Source organism: Paenibacillus sp. JNU01, assembly GCF_059130585.1.
In genome coordinates this window covers 5,800,372-5,818,099 of the sequence record NZ_CP169723.1, presented here as the reverse complement: position 1 = coordinate 5,818,099, position 17,728 = coordinate 5,800,372, and the positions used below count along the sequence as shown (strand labels likewise).

Below are 17,728 nucleotides of genomic sequence, written 5' to 3'. Positions count from 1 at the left end.
CGGAAAATGAATAACAGATTACATCTGCGGAAGTGTCACGGTAAAGACCGTACCCGCTGGCGAACTGGCAACCTCAATTGTACCGTCATGGATTCGGATAATTTTCTGCACAATGGCAAGTCCAAGCCCGGTTCGTCCGGAAGAACGTTCCCGCGCACGGTCCACCCGATAGAATCGATCGAACAGGAAAGGCAGATGCTCCGCAGCAATGCCGTCCCCTGTATCCCGAATCTGAATCACACACTGGTTATCTATCTGTTCGGCATGAATCTCGATGCTTCTTCCTTGTGGAAGATGATTCACCGCATTACCGAGAAGATTCATCCAGACTTGCATGAGCAGCACTTCATTGCCAATCAGCTGGATGGATTCGGGCACCGAAATCCGAAGCAGCAGTTCTTTTTCTTCCAGTTGCCATTGCAGCACCTGAACCGCTTGCCGGAATTGATCCCGCAGAGAGAACTCCACTTTGGTCAGATCTTCGTTGCCTTGTTCCAGAGAGGACAGAAGAAGCAGCTGCTTGCTCAACAAGGAGAGATGACGGCTCTCCTCCTCAATGATCGACGCATAGTGCTCCCGTTCCTGTTCAGGCAGATCCCGATCTGCCACCAACTGGGCAAACCCCTGAATGGAGGTCAGCGGCGATTGAATTTCATGAGATACGTTGGATACAAACTGCTGCCGCGCCTGATCCACTCTCTCCAATTCACGACTCATGGTCATGAAATGCTGAGCCAGTTGACCAATCTCATCACGCCGTGCAGTAGGCAATTTCAGATTATACTTTCCTTGTGCAATGCGCTTGGTCGCCTCTGACAGACGTTCAATCGGATTGACCAGATATCGGGTACTGATCAGAAAGATGAGAATACTAATGCCTATGGTAAATGCGCCAATCAGTGCAAAAAAGATACGCAGCTCACCGAACTGCAGGATTACATCCGGGCGCATAAAGAGAGCGTAATTGGTATTGCCCAACTGTAGATGAACACCCACGGTATTGCTTAATTGATTATCGAAGAAACCGGTAATGAACGGTTTGCTTGGAAACTGGGCGACGCCATGGTATACCTCTCCATTCAGCACCAGTTCCACAGCTTGCTTGTCCAGATCTTTTTCACGGAATTCTCGGCCGTAGAATTGGTCGTTGCCTTTCCCATCCGTCACATAGATTTCGTATCCAAGATCGGCGGCATTGTTTAAATACTGCTCCATTGTGTCCGGTTGCTGCTCCACAAATTGCTTCATTTGCGTTGCAATGCCCACCAGCTTCTCATCATTGAAGTCCTTGAGCTTCGCATGATAATAGATATTCGATAAAAGGAAACCAAGCATGCCGCTGACCACAATCACCGCCACCGTAATAAGGAATACCCGGACGTACAAGGTCCTCACGGTGCTTTCACCTCCATCTTATAACCAATGCCCCGGACCGTTTGGATCACAAAATCATCCGTATAATCAGCAAACCGATCACGGAGTCGCTTAATATGTACATCAACAGTACGGTCATCTCCTTCGTAATCCGCTCCCCAGACAAGTCGAATGAGTTCATCCCGAGAGAACAAACGTCCCGGGAACTGGGCAAGCTGTGAGAGTAATTCGAATTCCTTCATTGGTAAAAAGAGAATGGATTGCCCGTCCGTAACCTCCACATTGTTCCGGTCGATCACGATCCGGTTCATACGAATGATATCACTGGACGTGCGATGGTAGCGGCGAAATAATGCCTTTACCCGGTAAACCAGTTCTTCGGGTTCAAACGGCTTGGTCACATACTCATCTGTTCCTTTCAAATAACCTTCTCGCTTGTCAGATAGCTGATCTCGTGCCGTCAGCAACATAATCGGAATGTCGTAATGCTGCCGAATGTAATCACATAATTCTAGTCCGTCCATGCCAGGCATCATGACATCGAGGATCGCCAGATCGATCGGCGTTTCTTGCATCAGTTTGACCGCTTCCAGTCCATCCTGTGCTTCATGTACCCGATAACCCTCCTTGGTCATGACATGCCGGAGGAGTGCTCGAATATTTGCATCATCGTCTGCCAGCAGCAGATGTTTCATATCGTTGTCCGCCCTTCTATGTAGCGAGAACATCTCACTATGATCCTGCACAGATGGTAGCACAAAAGCAATCTCATTCGCCAGCACGTGCATGGAGATACCTTGGTATGTTTACATTTCCTTAAATCTGGTTGACACTACTATGAGGCGCAACTATAATAAAACCATAACATATGAACAGACGCTCATATATTCATTTATAGGTTATTAATCCTTGTTAAGGATCATTTATAGTCACACTAGAATTCATATTACATAACGGAGCCTCGCTCCAAAGGAGAGGATTTATATGTCTGGACATCAACACAGTCATAACCATGGGCACGATCACGCTCACACCACCAATAACAAAAAAGTATTGTTGTTTTCCTTCATTATTATTACCGTCTATATGATCGTTGAAGCCTTTGGCGGATTCATTACCAACAGTCTTGCTCTCATCTCGGATGCAGGTCATATGTTGTCCGATTCCATTGCGCTCGGGATCGCTTTGCTGGCGTTCACGTTTGGTGAAAAAGCCGTGAATACCGGCAAAACGTACGGCTACAGAAGATTTGAAATTCTGGCTGCCACGTTAAACGGAATTACGTTAATCGCCATTGCACTCTACATTTTCTACGAAGCCATTGGTCGATTCATTAACCCGCCAGAAGTCGCAACCGTAGGCATGTTAATCATCAGCGTCATTGGTTTGCTCGTCAATATTCTGGTGGCCTGGATCATGATGCGTGGTAGCGATACGGAGAATAACCTGAACATGCGCGGTGCTTATCTGCATGTCATCAGCGACATGCTGGGATCGGTTGGGGCCATTGCGGCGGCACTGCTGATGATGTTCTTTGGCTGGGGTTGGGCCGATCCACTGGCGAGTGTGATTGTCGCGGCGTTGGTATTGCGTAGTGGGTTCTATGTCACCAAATCATCTCTGCATATCTTAATGGAAGGTACACCGGCCAATGTGGATGTGAATGAGCTGGTGCAGACCATCAAACAAGTGGATGGCGTCAAAGGTGTACACGATGTGCATGTCTGGTCCATTACCAGTAACCTGAATGCACTGACTGCTCATATCGTCGTAGATGGAACAATGGATGTGTATGCATCCGAGATCCTGGTTCAGAAGATTGAACATATGCTCGAGCATAAAGAAATCAAACATGTGACACTTCAAGTGGAGTCTGAGAAACATCTGCATGACACCTCGGTATTATGCACTGTCAAAGGCGACGCACCAGATGCTCACGCACATCATCACCATTGAGATGGGCATAACATATGGTTGTTTCTAAACAAAAACAGGGCACATTCCCCGGTAAGGGAACGCCCTGTTTTTGTTTGTCTAAGTTCAGCTTTTGGGGGTGAGTAGAAAATGAGATAGCCCTTACCTTATCGCATTAGCTCTGGACTACTTGTATTTGGAGAGTAACTTCTCTTTCTTTTGATCGAATTCATATTCTGAAATGATATTTTTTTCTTTTAATTCACCTAGCTGAAGCATTTGTTCATGTACATTCACAGGGGTCTTTTTTCTCTTGCCAGATATAATCAAGGCTAGAATTGAGAAAAGCAGACCATACAGGACGCCCAAAATCCCCAAACCTGCCGCTACTTCCGCACCATCTTGCGAACCATCTAAAAAAAAGACTATTAATAAAAAATTAAGTACGAACCCAATAAGGCTAACGATCGATAATGCTTTCAATCAATATTCCTCCTAAATGTTATGTATGTTTTTATTCAAAATCAGGAAAGGTCGGTCAGAACACTAAACATCAACCTCGTCCCAGTTTATAATGACGTATCCAATCTGAAACAACAGAATGACAATATAACTGATGTTGATTCCCAGACTGGTCTTCACTCTCTTGGTCTGATCCCAGAATTCCTCTTTGTTCATTTTTCCGCGTTCCAACTTGGACTTCATCTTTTGTTTTTCTTTCCATAACAGCATAAACTCGATTACACCAAATACACCCCAGACTAATGTATATATCAGTAATACTGCGTTAGCAACTGACAACAGCATAAGTGAACCTTCATCCAAACCTTTCTCAATCCCTAGTTTGAAGCTTACATTTACACTCAAGGTGAGAATGACTAATCCAAAACCTATAAAACTTAAATACGGTGTGAATCTGGAGCTGTGCAATACTACCTCTCCTTTCGGATAATATAACCCTAGCACATATGCTAGGGCTCTTCGATTCAAACTCAAATTCTCTTTAAGAAACTTTGATCTTATAAACCACATAACTAATCTGAAAGTCAAAGTATATAATTACTTTCGAACTGTCGATCTATTTCTTCTGTGCCTGTAACAATTGATCATTAACAAATGCTTTCAAGAAGAAAAGTTCATTCCCATTAGGCTCCCGCAGCTGATCCTTATTAAAAAGTGCTATCGCCTGCTCCAATGAAGTAGATGTAACCGCTCTACTACTAGTAGTAAGCTCTCTCCAGAATACATCCATCTCTTCCCGATCACATATAGACTCGTGTCCGAGAATGAAATGTTCTGCATCATACATTTGGATATCTTGTATCATGTGGCTGAGCAAGGATTGCTTAAAATGAAACATTTTATTCGTTGTTGTTCCATAAGGACTATCTCCCAGAAAAATAGTCTTCTCATCAGGAATATAAACAACTGTCGAATCATCCGTGTGCGTACTTTGAATCCTCTCCAGCATACAGAGCTTGTTCCCCAAATCAATCTGGAAGGAATCTTTAAAGACAATACCAGGCTTATCTAGTATAAATGATTCTCGCATCGGGATTTCCGTCTGTATAATTTCCATGCAATGCGCGCTGATCATATCGGCATCTACATACTCACGAAGTGACTGATCATCGAAGGAATAAGATCTCCAGTCGTTTAAGCGCTTATTGGTTAAACGATTAACGATGATCGTCGCATTGAATTCATTCATTCCCAGAAAATGATCCCAATGTGCATGCGTAATAACCACATACTGAACGGGAGGCACATCCAGGGATCGAATTCCCTCGATAAAATCTCTGGCATGTTGAACTGAATTTCCACCATCGATCACCAGGCTATATTTTTCCCCACACACCAAGCCTAATACCGGTCTTTCTCTATCATTATCATTGGACATATAATAAATGGAATCGCTTATTTGATTTAACATGTCAATTCTTCTCCTCTATATGAGTATTTTCATATCATAGGCAGAGAAAAACCGCATGCTTATTCAAGCTAATACATGGATTTTTCTCCGTTTATGGATTTACCAATGGAATCACCTCTTTCAATCTTTAATCAATATTTCAACGCCATCTTATGACACAGCCACTATTACACTACTTATCAGCATCAACAACGTTACGGGCGCCCAGATCCTCCGTTCCCATACACTTCTCGTGATCAGATTCAATATCGTCCCCAACACCAAATACCCTACAATGAACCAAATCGCTGTCCTTGCAAAAACAGACCACTGAGGCCAAAGCAATCCTGCTTTACTCAGAACAATGGTATCGATAAATGCCAAAATTGCGATCTGAACTATGCAGGCAAAACGCATGGAAATGGGGTATTTCCCGGGAAACTTCCCACCCATAGAATACTCGCCCCACGGCACACCTACCGCCAAAGCAACTTGAAAGAGAATCACGATCAGAATCAAGACGGTGAATACCATTGCTGACGTTAATACGATCATGAGCACGCTCCAGTATTCAAAGTGGCGGTAGAATAACTCTCATGATAGGGATACTTCATTCCCACTCGTAGATCCTTCATTCTCTACAGAAATGTAACGTGATAGTTCTCTAAATTATACAGGATATTCCACTAAATCATACTTCCTTTTTTTCCTGTTCGACTCCCCAGCCTGTCAATTCGTGTCTCTCGATTGGGGTGAATACAGTTAGAGACTTTCACTAAAGGAAAGTCTCTTTTGTATTCCATATTTGTATTTTTGCTGAGCAACTACTTCACATGAAATAATAAGTTATATGGACATCTTTACCCATTAAGCTGCGTCATCATTTCTGTCATATAACGTGTTCCATGAACCTCATTTTGAGGACTTACCTTTTCAATGCGATCTAAGTCATCCGGTGTCAGTTCAATGGTTGCAGCGTTCGCATTTTCCTCCAAATAGTTGATTCGCTTCGTTCCCGGAATCGGCAATGCGTGATTAGCCATTGTCCAAGCTAAAGCCAATTGTGCAGGAGTACAACTCTTCTCCATCGCAATCTCTTTGATTTTATCCACAACTTCTATGTTTTTGAGGAAATTATCTCCTTGGAACCTCGGCATATATCTGCGCAGATCATTAACATGCAAATCTTCGAATCCCCGTAGCTCACCTGAGATAAATCCTCTGCTTAATGGACTGTATGCAACATGTGTAATATTCAGTTCTCTTGCAGTCGGCAGAATCTCGTCCTCAATATCCCGGCTCCACAGAGAATATTCGCTCTGCAACGCAGAGATCGGATGAACGGCGTGTGCCCGGCGCATGGTGGAAGCTGATGCTTCCGACAAGCCAAGGCAGCGGACTTTTCCCTCTTTAACCAAGTCGGCCATCGCACCAACGGTTTCCTCAATCGGAATCTGAGGATCTACCCTGTGTTGGTAGTACAGATCAATATATTCGGTATCCAGCCGACGAAGACTTGCTTCTACAGCTTTTTTCACGTAATCCGGATGACCATTCAACATCTCATAGTTCGGGGTATACGCAAATTTGGTAGCAATAATTGCCTGATCGCGACGACCCTTCAGCGCTTTCCCCAGTAGTTCTTCATTATGACCATTACCATACACGTCAGCTGTATCTAGCAGTGTAACGCCAATCTCCAGCGCGTGATGGATAGTCTTTATTGACTCCTCATCATTGGTTTCTCCGTACATCCCTGGAGACATGCCCATTATTCCCAATCCAATCGAAGATACAACAATATCGCTATTTCCCAGCACTCTTTGCTTCATTTCTGCATCTCTCCATCCGTTCATGTTAGTCTTCAGCGATGCTTTCCATTTGGTCTAGCAGCTTGCTTTCTGAAGGAAGCTTTCCTGTCTCTATGTCTTCATAGATCGTCAATTTGTTATCCACCGCTGCAAGTGCCTCGGCAATTTCAAGTTGGCGGCGATGTAATTCCTCTTTATATTCGTGAAGTATCGCTTTCCGTTGTGGAATCGTTGAATCCCCCTCCAGCGCCAGACTAACCATATGTTTCAATGTAGATACCTTCATACCCGTTGCCCGGAAACAGGACATCAGTCTCATCCAATCCAAATGTTCTTCCTCGAACATCCGATTGCCATGTTGATCCCGCCTAATGAAAGGGAGCAGTCCCTCCTTCTCGTAATAACGAATTTTATGTGCAGGACAACCCAGCCGCTCGGAAGCTTCTTTTATCGAAAAAGCCATAATGCTGACTCCTCCTTTATGTTCATTTTGGGATGCATTTGGCCGGTTCTTTTACATCCTAAGGCTTCATGTTCACATTAAGGCAAGCACTAATTTCAAAAAAATAATTTAGCTGATCACTTTTTTTAACAAATGGAGGACATAACACACGCTTCAGTACTGGGAAGTAACGATTAGAGGAGATTTGCCGAGAAGATCGGTGAAAGCAGAAATACGGAGAAAAAGAACCTGGAGATGCTGGGTTTGTTTCACTTACTTCAAGCGTTGGGTGCCATAGAGTGCCCGAGCTTGATCTTAATTCAATTGTTCCTTGTAGGCGGATATACACGTATGGCGCTTGCCACCTTTGCCTTAATCCGATACGATATCGTTTAGTCTGAACTAAGGCATTCCGTGATAGCTGTAGAAACTTTTGCTAGATCAAAGTTCCTCACATAATCGCTTCCATTTATCCCATGCCTTCAAATATTCAGGCAGATCATCCGGATGATGCTTGTTACTCAGCCCAATTCGGCAATAGAGATGAACCAGATCTTCCTCAATCAATCTGGATTTGTCCATATCCACTTGCTCTAACAGATCGAACGCAGCAAATAAGGTTTCGGTGTTGATATCATCTGGCGAAGAGCTAAAGGCATACAAGAAATCATAGAGGATAGGTCCGACCATTGGAGAGGGATCAATAACGCCGATGAGTTTATTTTGATCGTATACAAAATTATGAACTCCCGTATCGCCATGCAAAAGAAACTTTTCCTCTTCCTCAAGAAACAGGCGATCCACTTTAGATTGAACCAGATGATAATCATCTGTCGTTAACATACTTCCGATATTCACCTTCGCTTCATGAATGCTAATCTGATTGAATTCTTTCCATGTCCTCTGCGGGAACTCCATTCTGCCCCATGATTTCGTATCTGTAGAACGCACATAGGTATTGAACAGCTCTTTCACCAGACGAGTTAACCATTCTTTCTTCAGTCCACGGTTGAAATGGGTTGTGCCTTCAATATAGGAGTAAATTAGATAAGTGTTGTCCTGAGCAGTCAACAAAACTTCAGGCAATAACGAAGAATTCTTATACGTCTCCAAAAACTGCTGGGCGATATGTATCTGTTCAGGTTCATCCGATTTTAAAATATAGTGCTTATTCAGACTTGTACTCAACCGATAAACACGTCCAGCGGTGGTACCTGACAAACGTTGAATTTCAGTGATCACTTCGTTGATATGATGTATCTTGAATAAGTTATTGATCTCATTTACCGTTGGATTGATTAACATATAGTTCTCCTCATACAACTAGGATCTTATTCATTTGGTAAACATGCGGCGAGGTTAGCTTCGAATTGTACAGTGGGTTATCTTTCAAAATGGGCTCGTTCTTCTTGCTTGGAGCTAAAAATATAATCCGGATACTGGTTTGCCATGGGGGGAAGCTGATCCTCGGGGAAAAACTGCAACTCCTTCATCTCTTCATTATCGGGCATGAGTTGCCCAGATTGGATCCTGCATTCAAATACGATAGTCAAATATTCGACCTGATGACCGTTACTGTATATAAACCGTCTTGCTTCACCACCGTATACTCCGATAATCTTCTCGGGTTCAACGACCAGACCTGTCTCTTCCAGTGTCTCTCTCACCATCGCTTGCGCCGGTGTCTCACCAAGCTCAATGGCTCCGGCAATCAAACCCCAGGTTGATTCGTTATGTTTACGACCGAACAGGATCTCCCCTTGTTCATTTCGGATAATTCCAGCGACACCCGGCATAAAAATAAGCTCGTTGCCGATCTTGTCCCTGAGGTTTTTGTAATAGTCTGACATGCCCATACACAGTTACCTCCTGTTTTTTTATTCTCTGGATTCCCTTCCATGAATGATCCATTGTACGGCATCCCAAATATCTTCTGCGATATAATCAGGTTCAGTCTCTAACCATTTGTCTCTAAATTGGGTTAGCGAAGATTCCCCCCAACCTGTTCTCACCATGATCTTGGTCGCTCCTACAGCATGGGCAGCAAGCATGTCTGTATCTCCCACATCTCCAATAACGATGCATTTGGATAAATCCAGACCGTGTTCCTCTGAGGCCTGTAATAACATTCCGGGTTTGGGCTTTCGGCAACTGCATTCTTGCTCATGTGGACATATATAGGAGTGATCGAATCCATACTCGCGAAACTGCGCTTCAAAATCCTGAACACTTGCTTCTCCACGTGAGATTCGATATTGATTCGTAAACGCCAGTACCATAATTCCTTCTCGTTTCAAACGCATAATGGCTTCTTGAGCATTGGGGTATAATCTGAAATCTCTCGGATGAATAAAATGACCTGTCCCACCGATGGTTCCATCTCTATCTATAAAAACAGCTTGTACATTCCCATTTGCTTTCATCATGGTCTGTTCCTTTCCGAGAACATATTATTGTATCTCTCGCCTCGATCTAAAATTATCCCCCTATACTTTCTCGTCAAAAATATGCTTGCTATTATCTTGCTGCTTATGGTGTTGTTGTTTTTTGATTTCAGTTTTAAGATAGTGTACTTCTTTAATTAATGCGTCCAACTTTTTCGATGTTTTGGATGAATCTACGGCATACCGTATGATTGCCGCAAAGATAAGAACTACAATAATACTTATAATTGAGATCACTATAGCCCAGATAAATTCGAAAATGGTGCTCAACTCCTTGCTGTCAAAAAACTAAATTGTAAAACTCTTCTGAGAACCAAAACCATATCACCCCCAGGATCACCATAATGGTGCCTAGTACTTTTAATATTATTTCAATATGCTTAGGGATATCACCATGAGGTGGGTTATCTTCGAACTCCCAATTCGGTTTAATTTCTCGATATCTCATCAGAACAAATAGCTTGTATAAGAGGTCAGGAAAGAAGTAAAACGCAATGCCCACGACAAATACGGGAATTGATAAATAACCAAAGGTACTGGTATTCCATTCTATCTCTATACCCTCCATCCTCCTTTTGGGCGCTCTCTCATTCTTCCTCTACAAGAATGTCGGTACAGCGAACCATTAGCTCAGGCATATTCTCTCCATCAAATAGAACATGAAGCTCATATCCGTTATCGATCCGGTACAGCTCTTGATACAGCCAATAAGTGCCTAGAATCCCACCGTCTTTCTTAATGATTTCTGGTGCAACCAGCGTAAGTTTGTTTATATTGGTGAAGCCCCCACGAGTGTCAAAACGAATGAGCACTTCCTCTCCCGTCAGTAATTCCGTCACTGTACAATCATGAAATTGAACCCGGTTACGAATTTCATCCGGAATATCCTGTGCTATAATGACTTCCCGGTATTCATCCAATACACGCTCCATCTCTCTCCTATTTTCTGCGCTCTGTTTCTTTAGCTGTAGCATAACTTCTCTCGTACAGTAGCCCAACGTAAACACACGGATATCCGCAATTTGTTCAACGATTTTCTGTGGCAATTTCTCTGCCATATATCGAAAATTCCATTCCATTGATTCTTTGTACTCTTCCTTGCATTTCTTCTCATCAAACGGAGGGCGTACATCATATTCTGCAATAAGTTTCTCGATATGCGCTCTTTGTTCCAGCGGCATGCGAAATACCATCTGATCCTCTTCCGTTATCTCTTCCCCGCTAAAAGCCTTCTCTACACGAGTCATGACCTGACCATCATGCTCCAGCATGAAACGCGGGTCCAAGTTATATAACTCTCGCTCCTGCTCCACATGCGCTTTTTCCTTTCGTTTATATAGCCTTAAAAATAGATTCTCATCAAACTCATACGCTCCACTATGTACTCTTATACCAAAATGAAGATGTGTCTGCTGACACAGCTCATACCATTCTTTCGTTAAAAATTTCATATGCACCTCTCCTGCTGATTTTTAGAATCTACTTTGCGATTGAAGCGTAAAGCTTTTTAATTTGTGACGAGAAATTAGCTGCACCTGGAATATGTGTGCGTTTAAAAAACGCTGTTAATTGTTTAGCATGATTTTTGACCATATCATATTCAATGATGGTGTTAGCGATAACAGATCTCGTAAAACCTAATACCTCGACCACTTCAGATCGATCTCCTGCCTCAAGCTCCTCGCCTTCTGGAAATTCTCCATCTGGATCATCTTCCAACTGTTCACTGAATGTTAATCGAGCTAGAACATAGGACATGATGTGGTCCTTGTCTCTGTCCATCTGCTCCATGATCCACTGTATACACTCTTCTTCGGTTGGAGCCGAAACACCGAAACCCTCTAGTACATATTTCCGTTCTTTAAATGAATCCATCAGCAACGATGCTTCAAAACTGGCATGCTCGACAAATTGGACCTGAGGTTTAAGCTGAATGATCTCAGCTGTTACCTGTTTATACCAATCACTCGTTAGAAATTGCTCTATGGTTTGCATCGCTACGCCTCCCCTATCTTCAGCCTTAACCATTCCTTATACTCAACAGACGCACGGGTCTACGCCAAGGTTTGAAAAAATCTGTGTTTTATTTCTTTGTCGTTTCGCGCAGCCCATTCATGCACAGCTTCAACCCCTGTAGTCTCCTGACCTCGTTGAAAATAAAAACATAGATCCATCGGCACTAACCGTTTACCATAGAGTTTGATGCCAATCCGTCTGTAATTCATATAAATACACTCAATCTGAGATGCATCATATCTCTGATGTTTCGTAGAAATCACATGATCGCTTGCCAGCGTAATACTGGGCTTAGTGAAAAATAACCGCCAGATCAGGAAAACGATATAAACCAGAATATAGGTCAATATAGCGATCAGGGAGTACTTCCAAATCCCATTTTTATTGTAAATACCATCCCTGAGGAGTATTGCTTCAATGACCAACATACATAGTAGGCTCAACCATGCTCTTGGATAAATCGTCTTGTATGTGATGAGTTCCACCTCCTAAACATTCTCTACATGAATCCGAAGCCACTTGGAAGGGGCTTTTCTGGCAAAATGCTTTTCAACAAAATCCAAAATGTCATCAATTCCGGGCAATGCCGCATTGTCTTTGGCTTCGTCAAACGTCATCCATTGGTACTCGGTATGTTCATGATTTAACCGGACAGGCTGGCTTTCATCCACGTATCCTACAAAAACGGGCGCGGTATAGATATACTCCTCCTTGGGTGAATAATATTGTTCAAATTGATTGGCAGAATACAACCGGACTTTCGTAATGCCTGTTTCCTCGTGAACTTCTCTCAGTGCAGCTTCCCATGCCTTCTCACCCTTCTCTATCCCGCCGCCAACATAACACCATTCATTATGCAACATCCGACCCGCCCGCTTTAACATCAGTACACGGTATTGATCGTGGCTCTTCTTCAACAGAACTACAGCCACGCCTTCACAACGAAAGGGCACTTCCTGTTTCGCGTGCTCCGCACCATTCATCTTCCCGACCCCTTCTCTTCGGAATCAAAGTCCTCCAACACTTTAAACTTATCCCCGTGGATTTTGTCCAGATGATCTTCTCCCCAATAACATAAATGGTCCAGGGCAGGCTTAAGTCCCCAGCCGTAGTCCGTTAACTCATACTCCACTTTGGGAGGAACTTCCGAATATACCTTGCGCTGCACAATCTCGTCCTTTTCGAGACCTCTGAGCTGTGTTGTCAGCATCTTCTGCGTAATGTCCGGTATCAATCGTCGAAGCTCTGACGTGCGTTTCCGTCCAGTCATCAAGTGATAGATAATCAAAGGCTTCCACTTCCCACCCATCACTTCCAAAGCCGCTTCCACGCCTACTTTATATTTCTTTGGAGCACTTGTTTCTCCATGTTCCGTCATTATTGAACCCCTCCATATCCAGTTGTATCCCAGATGAAAATATAATCTTTTTGCTGTTCTTTTTTCTATTATTAAGCTCATTTCGAGGCATCCATGTAGGGTACTTCAATGTTCCTATGGCACTTTATTCTTCTTATAGAACATCAAAGTGCGTACTTCCAGATGTTCTCATACCTGTTTATAATAGCATCAGCCATTGATTTATGGCTACAAGACCGCAATCCAGAAAGGTAGTGAAAGATAAGATGAACGTACTCGTTGTAGTATCCCACCCGCGTAAAGATTCGTTGACCTTCCAGGTAGCTGAACGTTTTGCAAAAGGGCTTACCGAGGCTGGTCACGGTTATGAAATATTGGATTTGCATGAAATTGGATTCGACCCGATTCTTCGTGAAAAGGATGAACCCGACTATACCCAAGAGAATCAGGTGTTCTCACCTGAGGTTGTAACCGAGATGGAGCGTTTGAAGAAGCACGATGCTGTGGCTTTTGTGTTTCCTCTCTGGTGGTGGCATCTGCCAGCCATGTTGAAAGGTTATGTGGATCGTGTCATGAACAACGGGTTTGCCTATGGCACGAACAAACTTCCTCATCAGCAAATATTGTGGCTCTCTCTTTCAGGTGTGACGGAAGAACAGATGCACAAGCGCAACTATGGTGAATCAATTGCCAATCTGCTCAATGTAGGTATTGCCGATTACTGCGGCGTGTCCCGATCCAGGGTTGAGTTTTTATATGAAACGTTGGAATCCAAGCCAGAGCATTATGAGGCATTACTGAACCATGCACATAACCTGGGACTGAACTATGCCAACGATCCTTCGACGCTTTAAAGGGCATTACAACCCCGATATGAAGTCTGAAGATCTGTTTTAATTTCTGTGGCCTGAAGCCTTCTTTGTGAACATAAAAATCACGTTAACCATCACGATGACCTCTTGCGTTTACGGTAAGAGAACAACTACGCTTGAACACGGCAAACAGGTCGCTCCGAAGAGCGACCCTGTCTGTGTGTCTTGCATTATTTTACGGTCGAGAGAAGAAACTTCTCCAACATACTAGTATCGGTTATGCTATGGTTGCAAGCTGTGTTATCCCTGCATACATACTGGGCAACAGAAGATATGTTATCCGGCGTATAGCTCTTGGTCTTCACGTTAAAGAATCCGAGCTCCTGATGACGATGACAGAACATGCAGTACCCTTTCTTGTTCGTGGCTGTAAGCCGTCCCTCAATACCGAGGAATTTGCCCTCATGCGGGTACACGATGAACAAGCGATCGGTAGCAATGTCGGTCCATCTCAGATAAGTTGTACGTGCGTAATCGATGGATTCCAGATCCGGTACTTTGAGCTTCTTTACCTTGGGAAACAGCTTCTGAATCTGCTTCGCGGATACTTGCGGAAATGGAATCAGATATGCTTCCAGCTGGTTCAGATAGGTCTGCAACTCATGTGTCTTCTCATACGTGGATAACTGCTCTAGCAGTTGCTTTTGTTCTGGCGTCAGATCATTGAAGATGCCAACGGCATTCGTGCTGACCGTATAACGGACCGTATCCAATACCTTGGGGTCCACGACCGAGCGCAGCGTTTTCAGCAGGAAATCAGCTTGTTTATGAATATAATTGAATTGATGATTGTGAATAAATGGTGCTTGCATGGCTTTCAGCCCCTTATATTTATTATGAAAATAAAGTAAGGTGCAAAGCCTGCGGGTTGAACCATGTTGATGTTGATTCCAGGGCAAACGATCTCATCTGGTCGCGCCCTACACAAAGTCCGCCCCTATTCAGGCTTTGCGTAAGGCTTTCTAGCGAACGAGCAATCCGGCATCATCCATATTGCCACGTCATAACCCCCAATACGATAGATATATCGAAATTATAACAGGGTAGCATAGCGTAGGCAACGGGCTTCGTTTCAGTTTTCAATTCAAAAATAGCTTTGTTCTACATTTATAAATGATAAAGTCTAAAGTTCTCTAGATCTATATTGAATTTACCTTCTTTAAGTATATCTAGTCCTAATAAACCGTTAATATTATGATCTCATTCTCTTTGTCAACTTGAATGCCAATATCATCTACTTCACCCTGTGAAATTAAGGTATGACTTTCTCCCGTATCAATAACTATGTTATTGATGCTTTTTCTCTTTCCGTTAATATAAAATTGTTAGTTCAGTGAAAAATAAGTAGTATAAACTTCGAAAATCTCACAAAAACATCATTGATAATTTAGAGTTTAATAGGTAAAAATAGTTATTGTATCAAGATTCAATATAAGGAAAATAGTAGAAATTTATTCAATGATACTTCCGCTAATTACATCCTTTGAAGAGCTGAGGTTTATAGAGATTCATATTCGGGAGTAGCTTGAATACATAGGTGGTGATTAATGAAAGTTCCTTCAACGCTGTATCATAGTTTATCCATTCTGAAAAACTAGGAGGAATAACATTCATGTTAAAAATGTTCAAATCCGTATTTGTCTCATGTTGCATGGTATCGATTCTAACAATTCCACTTGCAAGTAACGCCTTTGCAACTGACTCGGTTAAGACCATAAGCGCATCTGACAGTATATTGCCTACCGTTGTTTCTGATTATGTCGACGCAATCAATAACAAAGACTGGGATACGTTTGTTCATTCTTATTCGCCTGATCGACAACAATTTTATCAAGGATTTCCAAGTAAAGAACAAGAAAAAAATAAAACAGGTATTTTATCTGTAGAATCTATCAATGTATTCGAGGCAAAAAAACTCCCTTCCAGTAATATACTAGAAGTAGAGCCCTATTTTGCTGACATCAGCTCAGCATACACGGATATCGGTTATTACTATGTAGGATTTAATTATACAGTTAATAAAGAAAGCGAATTCTTCTACAATGGTGTTAAATATGAGTTAATTGCAACAGGGAATCTAAACGGACAAGAATATATTATTGGTCATGAAAATGTTTATAATATTGACGAACTTGTAGCTCTTGGTTATGCCTTTAATTCAGCAGCTGAGCAACAAGCCAATAACGTAGTTAAAGAACGAGAACAGGGGCATATTGTAAACTTTGAGAATAAATCTATCGAGCAAACTACTATTAAAGAAGATGCGCAACATGCAGATTTAAACCAAACAGTAGAAGAAAATACTATAGATCTTAATCAGGATTTCCCTGAAACAACTACAATTAAGAAACCACGAGAACAATTGAATTTGGAAAAAGCTAAGAACGGAGGTAACGCTCAAAGTAATTCAGGTGATATCCAACCTTTAAGTGCTACGAGTACGCCATCATCATTTAAATTGTATATCACTGGTTCCGGAACAATCACTAATATAGGATTTGACACTTACGCAAAGAATGTATTGCCAAACGAGTGGTACGGATCATGGAAATCAGAGTCATTGAAAGCTGGAGCAGTAACAATTAAGACATATGCCTGGTATAACGCCACTTATCCAAGAAAACCTGCAACAGATTATGGGGCACACTTGACAGACCGCTGGCAAAATTACCAACACTACGTTCCAAATTCTGGTCAAACAACTACAAACAATGCCGTTAATGCTGTATCAGGAATCTTCATGGTCAATTCTGATGGCAAAGTTTTTGACGCTCAGTATAGAGCAGGATCAGAAGGGGATATTGGTACAGCTTGGGGTGGAGTGTTAAGTCAATGGGGTACACAATATATTGCACAAAATTACCCAGAGTATAACTACTACACTATATTAAGCTATTATTACAGTTTTTCTGATAAAAGTAGTGGATACATTCAAACTGGGAACTATTAATCTTATCCTTCAGATTAGACGTCAAACGTAAAGTTTGGCGTTTTTTTGGAATTTTAATTCATTTTTTTCTATAATATAGTTTATTCGTAGAAAATTATAGAAGGAGGTGATGATAATGACAAAAAAAGCATTCTACCTGCTTCTTTTTTTCCTTCTTCTTCTCACTGCATGTACTTCAGAAGACTCTAGGAAAAATCATGAGACTGAAAATGTTCAAAGAAAAGAGTCTGCACCTATGATCGCGAGTATTAAGACTAACTTTCCTGAAAAAGAAGGTTGGGTCGTAGTCCCTGCAAACAGTTCTGAAATAACAGTCACTGTAGAGACGACAAACACGGAAACACTTCTTTTCTGGTCCGTTCCAACTGGGACAGAGACTTGGGGAGAAAGAGAACTAATTGGGTACGATACCAGTGGGAGCGATGGTTGGAATATAACGTGGAATATTGCGGGTAAGTCATTACACAATCGTTTAGTAGTTCAAGCATTGGGGAGTGATGGAAAAACGATCACTGATGAAACGATAAATATTACGAATGAATAAGTCTGATCTAGATCATTAGTTAACGAAGATATAATTAACAATGGATGCCCACTTTAGGTGTTCGTCCATTGTTAATTATTCAGTTGTCTCTT

The 17,728-nt window shown here is 42.3% G+C and carries 22 protein-coding genes; 5 read left to right on the top strand and 17 right to left on the bottom strand.

What is annotated here, in order from left to right; translation table 11 throughout:
• Positions 1 to 18: 18 nt before the first annotated feature.
• Together NLBNIHML_RS25405 and NLBNIHML_RS25400 are read right to left on the bottom strand one after the other, a co-directional pair.
• Positions 19 to 1,395, bottom strand: a complete 1,377-nt coding sequence (locus NLBNIHML_RS25405) for a sensor histidine kinase (RefSeq protein WP_494353082.1) — start codon at positions 1,393 to 1,395, stop codon at positions 19 to 21.
• Positions 1,392 to 2,069 (bottom strand): response regulator transcription factor, encoded by a 678-nt coding sequence (locus tag NLBNIHML_RS25400; protein WP_339259797.1) that lies wholly within the window; start codon positions 2,067 to 2,069, stop codon positions 1,392 to 1,394. Before NLBNIHML_RS25400 ends, NLBNIHML_RS25405 begins: the two co-directional genes overlap by 4 nt.
• A 289-nt stretch (positions 2,070 to 2,358) precedes the next feature.
• Between NLBNIHML_RS25400 and NLBNIHML_RS25395 the strand changes: the two genes are divergently transcribed.
• The gene (locus tag NLBNIHML_RS25395) at positions 2,359 to 3,330 is read left to right on the top strand and encodes a cation diffusion facilitator family transporter (protein ID WP_494353081.1); all 972 of its coding nucleotides are present in this window, start codon (positions 2,359 to 2,361) and stop codon (positions 3,328 to 3,330) included.
• A gap of 144 nt (positions 3,331 to 3,474) precedes the next feature.
• On the opposite strand, the gene NLBNIHML_RS25390 is transcribed toward NLBNIHML_RS25395, so the two are convergent.
• From NLBNIHML_RS25390 to NLBNIHML_RS25365, 6 genes are all read right to left on the bottom strand, one after another.
• Positions 3,475 to 3,771: an SHOCT domain-containing protein gene (locus tag NLBNIHML_RS25390; RefSeq protein WP_494353080.1), complete on the bottom strand. Its 297-nt coding sequence runs from the start codon at positions 3,769 to 3,771 to the stop codon at positions 3,475 to 3,477.
• Positions 3,772 to 3,834: 63 nt separating this feature from the next.
• Entirely contained in the window at positions 3,835 to 4,218 is a 384-nt protein-coding gene (locus tag NLBNIHML_RS25385) for a hypothetical protein (protein ID WP_494353079.1), read from the bottom strand.
• A 148-nt stretch (positions 4,219 to 4,366) separates the two neighbouring features.
• Positions 4,367 to 5,221, bottom strand: a complete 855-nt coding sequence (locus NLBNIHML_RS25380) for an MBL fold metallo-hydrolase (RefSeq protein ID WP_494353078.1) — start codon at positions 5,219 to 5,221, stop codon at positions 4,367 to 4,369.
• Positions 5,222 to 5,371: 150 nt separating this feature from the next.
• Complete coding sequence (locus NLBNIHML_RS25375; protein ID WP_494353077.1) at positions 5,372 to 5,755, bottom strand: hypothetical protein; 384 nt, start codon at positions 5,753 to 5,755, stop codon at positions 5,372 to 5,374.
• A 305-nt stretch (positions 5,756 to 6,060) separates the two neighbouring features.
• The gene (locus NLBNIHML_RS25370) at positions 6,061 to 7,032 is read right to left on the bottom strand and encodes an aldo/keto reductase (protein WP_494353076.1); all 972 of its coding nucleotides are present in this window, start codon (positions 7,030 to 7,032) and stop codon (positions 6,061 to 6,063) included.
• Between the two features lie 25 nt (positions 7,033 to 7,057).
• Entirely contained in the window at positions 7,058 to 7,474 is a 417-nt protein-coding gene (locus NLBNIHML_RS25365) for a MerR family transcriptional regulator (RefSeq protein ID WP_339240599.1), read from the bottom strand.
• Positions 7,475 to 7,717: 243 nt separating this feature from the next.
• Between NLBNIHML_RS25365 and NLBNIHML_RS25360 the strand changes: the two genes are divergently transcribed.
• Complete coding sequence (locus NLBNIHML_RS25360) at positions 7,718 to 7,849, top strand: hypothetical protein (protein ID WP_339240598.1); 132 nt, start codon at positions 7,718 to 7,720, stop codon at positions 7,847 to 7,849.
• 45 nt (positions 7,850 to 7,894) lie between these two features.
• Here NLBNIHML_RS25360 and NLBNIHML_RS25355 read toward each other — a convergent pair whose 3' ends face one another.
• The 8 genes from NLBNIHML_RS25355 to NLBNIHML_RS25320 form a co-directional block, all read right to left on the bottom strand.
• On the bottom strand, positions 7,895 to 8,758 hold the full coding sequence (locus NLBNIHML_RS25355; RefSeq protein WP_494353075.1) for an aminoglycoside phosphotransferase family protein: 864 nt from the start codon (positions 8,756 to 8,758) through the stop codon (positions 7,895 to 7,897).
• Between the two features lie 77 nt (positions 8,759 to 8,835).
• Positions 8,836 to 9,309, bottom strand: a complete 474-nt coding sequence (locus NLBNIHML_RS25350; protein WP_494353074.1) for an NUDIX domain-containing protein — start codon at positions 9,307 to 9,309, stop codon at positions 8,836 to 8,838.
• 21 nt (positions 9,310 to 9,330) lie between these two features.
• Complete coding sequence (locus tag NLBNIHML_RS25345) at positions 9,331 to 9,879, bottom strand: HAD-IIIA family hydrolase (RefSeq protein ID WP_494353073.1); 549 nt, start codon at positions 9,877 to 9,879, stop codon at positions 9,331 to 9,333.
• A gap of 605 nt (positions 9,880 to 10,484) precedes the next feature.
• Positions 10,485 to 11,348 (bottom strand): DUF4085 family protein, encoded by an 864-nt coding sequence (locus NLBNIHML_RS25340; RefSeq protein WP_494353072.1) that lies wholly within the window; start codon positions 11,346 to 11,348, stop codon positions 10,485 to 10,487.
• A 28-nt stretch (positions 11,349 to 11,376) separates the two neighbouring features.
• Positions 11,377 to 11,892, bottom strand: coding sequence for a hypothetical protein (locus tag NLBNIHML_RS25335; RefSeq protein WP_494353071.1), 516 nt, complete (start codon positions 11,890 to 11,892; stop codon positions 11,377 to 11,379).
• A gap of 59 nt (positions 11,893 to 11,951) precedes the next feature.
• On the bottom strand, positions 11,952 to 12,341 hold the full coding sequence (locus NLBNIHML_RS25330) for a hypothetical protein (RefSeq protein ID WP_494353070.1): 390 nt from the start codon (positions 12,339 to 12,341) through the stop codon (positions 11,952 to 11,954).
• Positions 12,342 to 12,401: 60 nt separating this feature from the next.
• The gene (locus NLBNIHML_RS25325) at positions 12,402 to 12,896 is read right to left on the bottom strand and encodes an NUDIX hydrolase (RefSeq protein ID WP_494353069.1); all 495 of its coding nucleotides are present in this window, start codon (positions 12,894 to 12,896) and stop codon (positions 12,402 to 12,404) included.
• Positions 12,893 to 13,291, bottom strand: a complete 399-nt coding sequence (locus tag NLBNIHML_RS25320) for a winged helix-turn-helix transcriptional regulator (RefSeq protein WP_124113551.1) — start codon at positions 13,289 to 13,291, stop codon at positions 12,893 to 12,895. Before NLBNIHML_RS25320 ends, NLBNIHML_RS25325 begins: the two co-directional genes overlap by 4 nt.
• A gap of 245 nt (positions 13,292 to 13,536) precedes the next feature.
• On the opposite strand from NLBNIHML_RS25320, the gene NLBNIHML_RS25315 reads away from it, so the two are divergent.
• Positions 13,537 to 14,124 (top strand): NAD(P)H oxidoreductase, encoded by a 588-nt coding sequence (locus tag NLBNIHML_RS25315; RefSeq protein ID WP_494354763.1) that lies wholly within the window; start codon positions 13,537 to 13,539, stop codon positions 14,122 to 14,124.
• A 188-nt stretch (positions 14,125 to 14,312) separates the two neighbouring features.
• Here the strand turns inward: NLBNIHML_RS25315 and NLBNIHML_RS25310 are convergent, their stop codons facing one another.
• Positions 14,313 to 14,954, bottom strand: coding sequence for a FusB/FusC family EF-G-binding protein (locus tag NLBNIHML_RS25310; protein ID WP_494353068.1), 642 nt, complete (start codon positions 14,952 to 14,954; stop codon positions 14,313 to 14,315).
• Positions 14,955 to 15,754: 800 nt separating this feature from the next.
• On the opposite strand from NLBNIHML_RS25310, the gene NLBNIHML_RS25305 reads away from it, so the two are divergent.
• Both NLBNIHML_RS25305 and NLBNIHML_RS25300 read left to right on the top strand, forming a co-directional pair.
• Positions 15,755 to 17,092, top strand: a complete 1,338-nt coding sequence (locus NLBNIHML_RS25305; RefSeq protein ID WP_278296211.1) for a SpoIID/LytB domain-containing protein — start codon at positions 15,755 to 15,757, stop codon at positions 17,090 to 17,092.
• 115 nt (positions 17,093 to 17,207) lie between these two features.
• The gene (locus NLBNIHML_RS25300; RefSeq protein WP_494353067.1) at positions 17,208 to 17,636 is read left to right on the top strand and encodes a hypothetical protein; all 429 of its coding nucleotides are present in this window, start codon (positions 17,208 to 17,210) and stop codon (positions 17,634 to 17,636) included.
• The last annotated feature ends 92 nt before the right edge of the window (positions 17,637 to 17,728 follow it).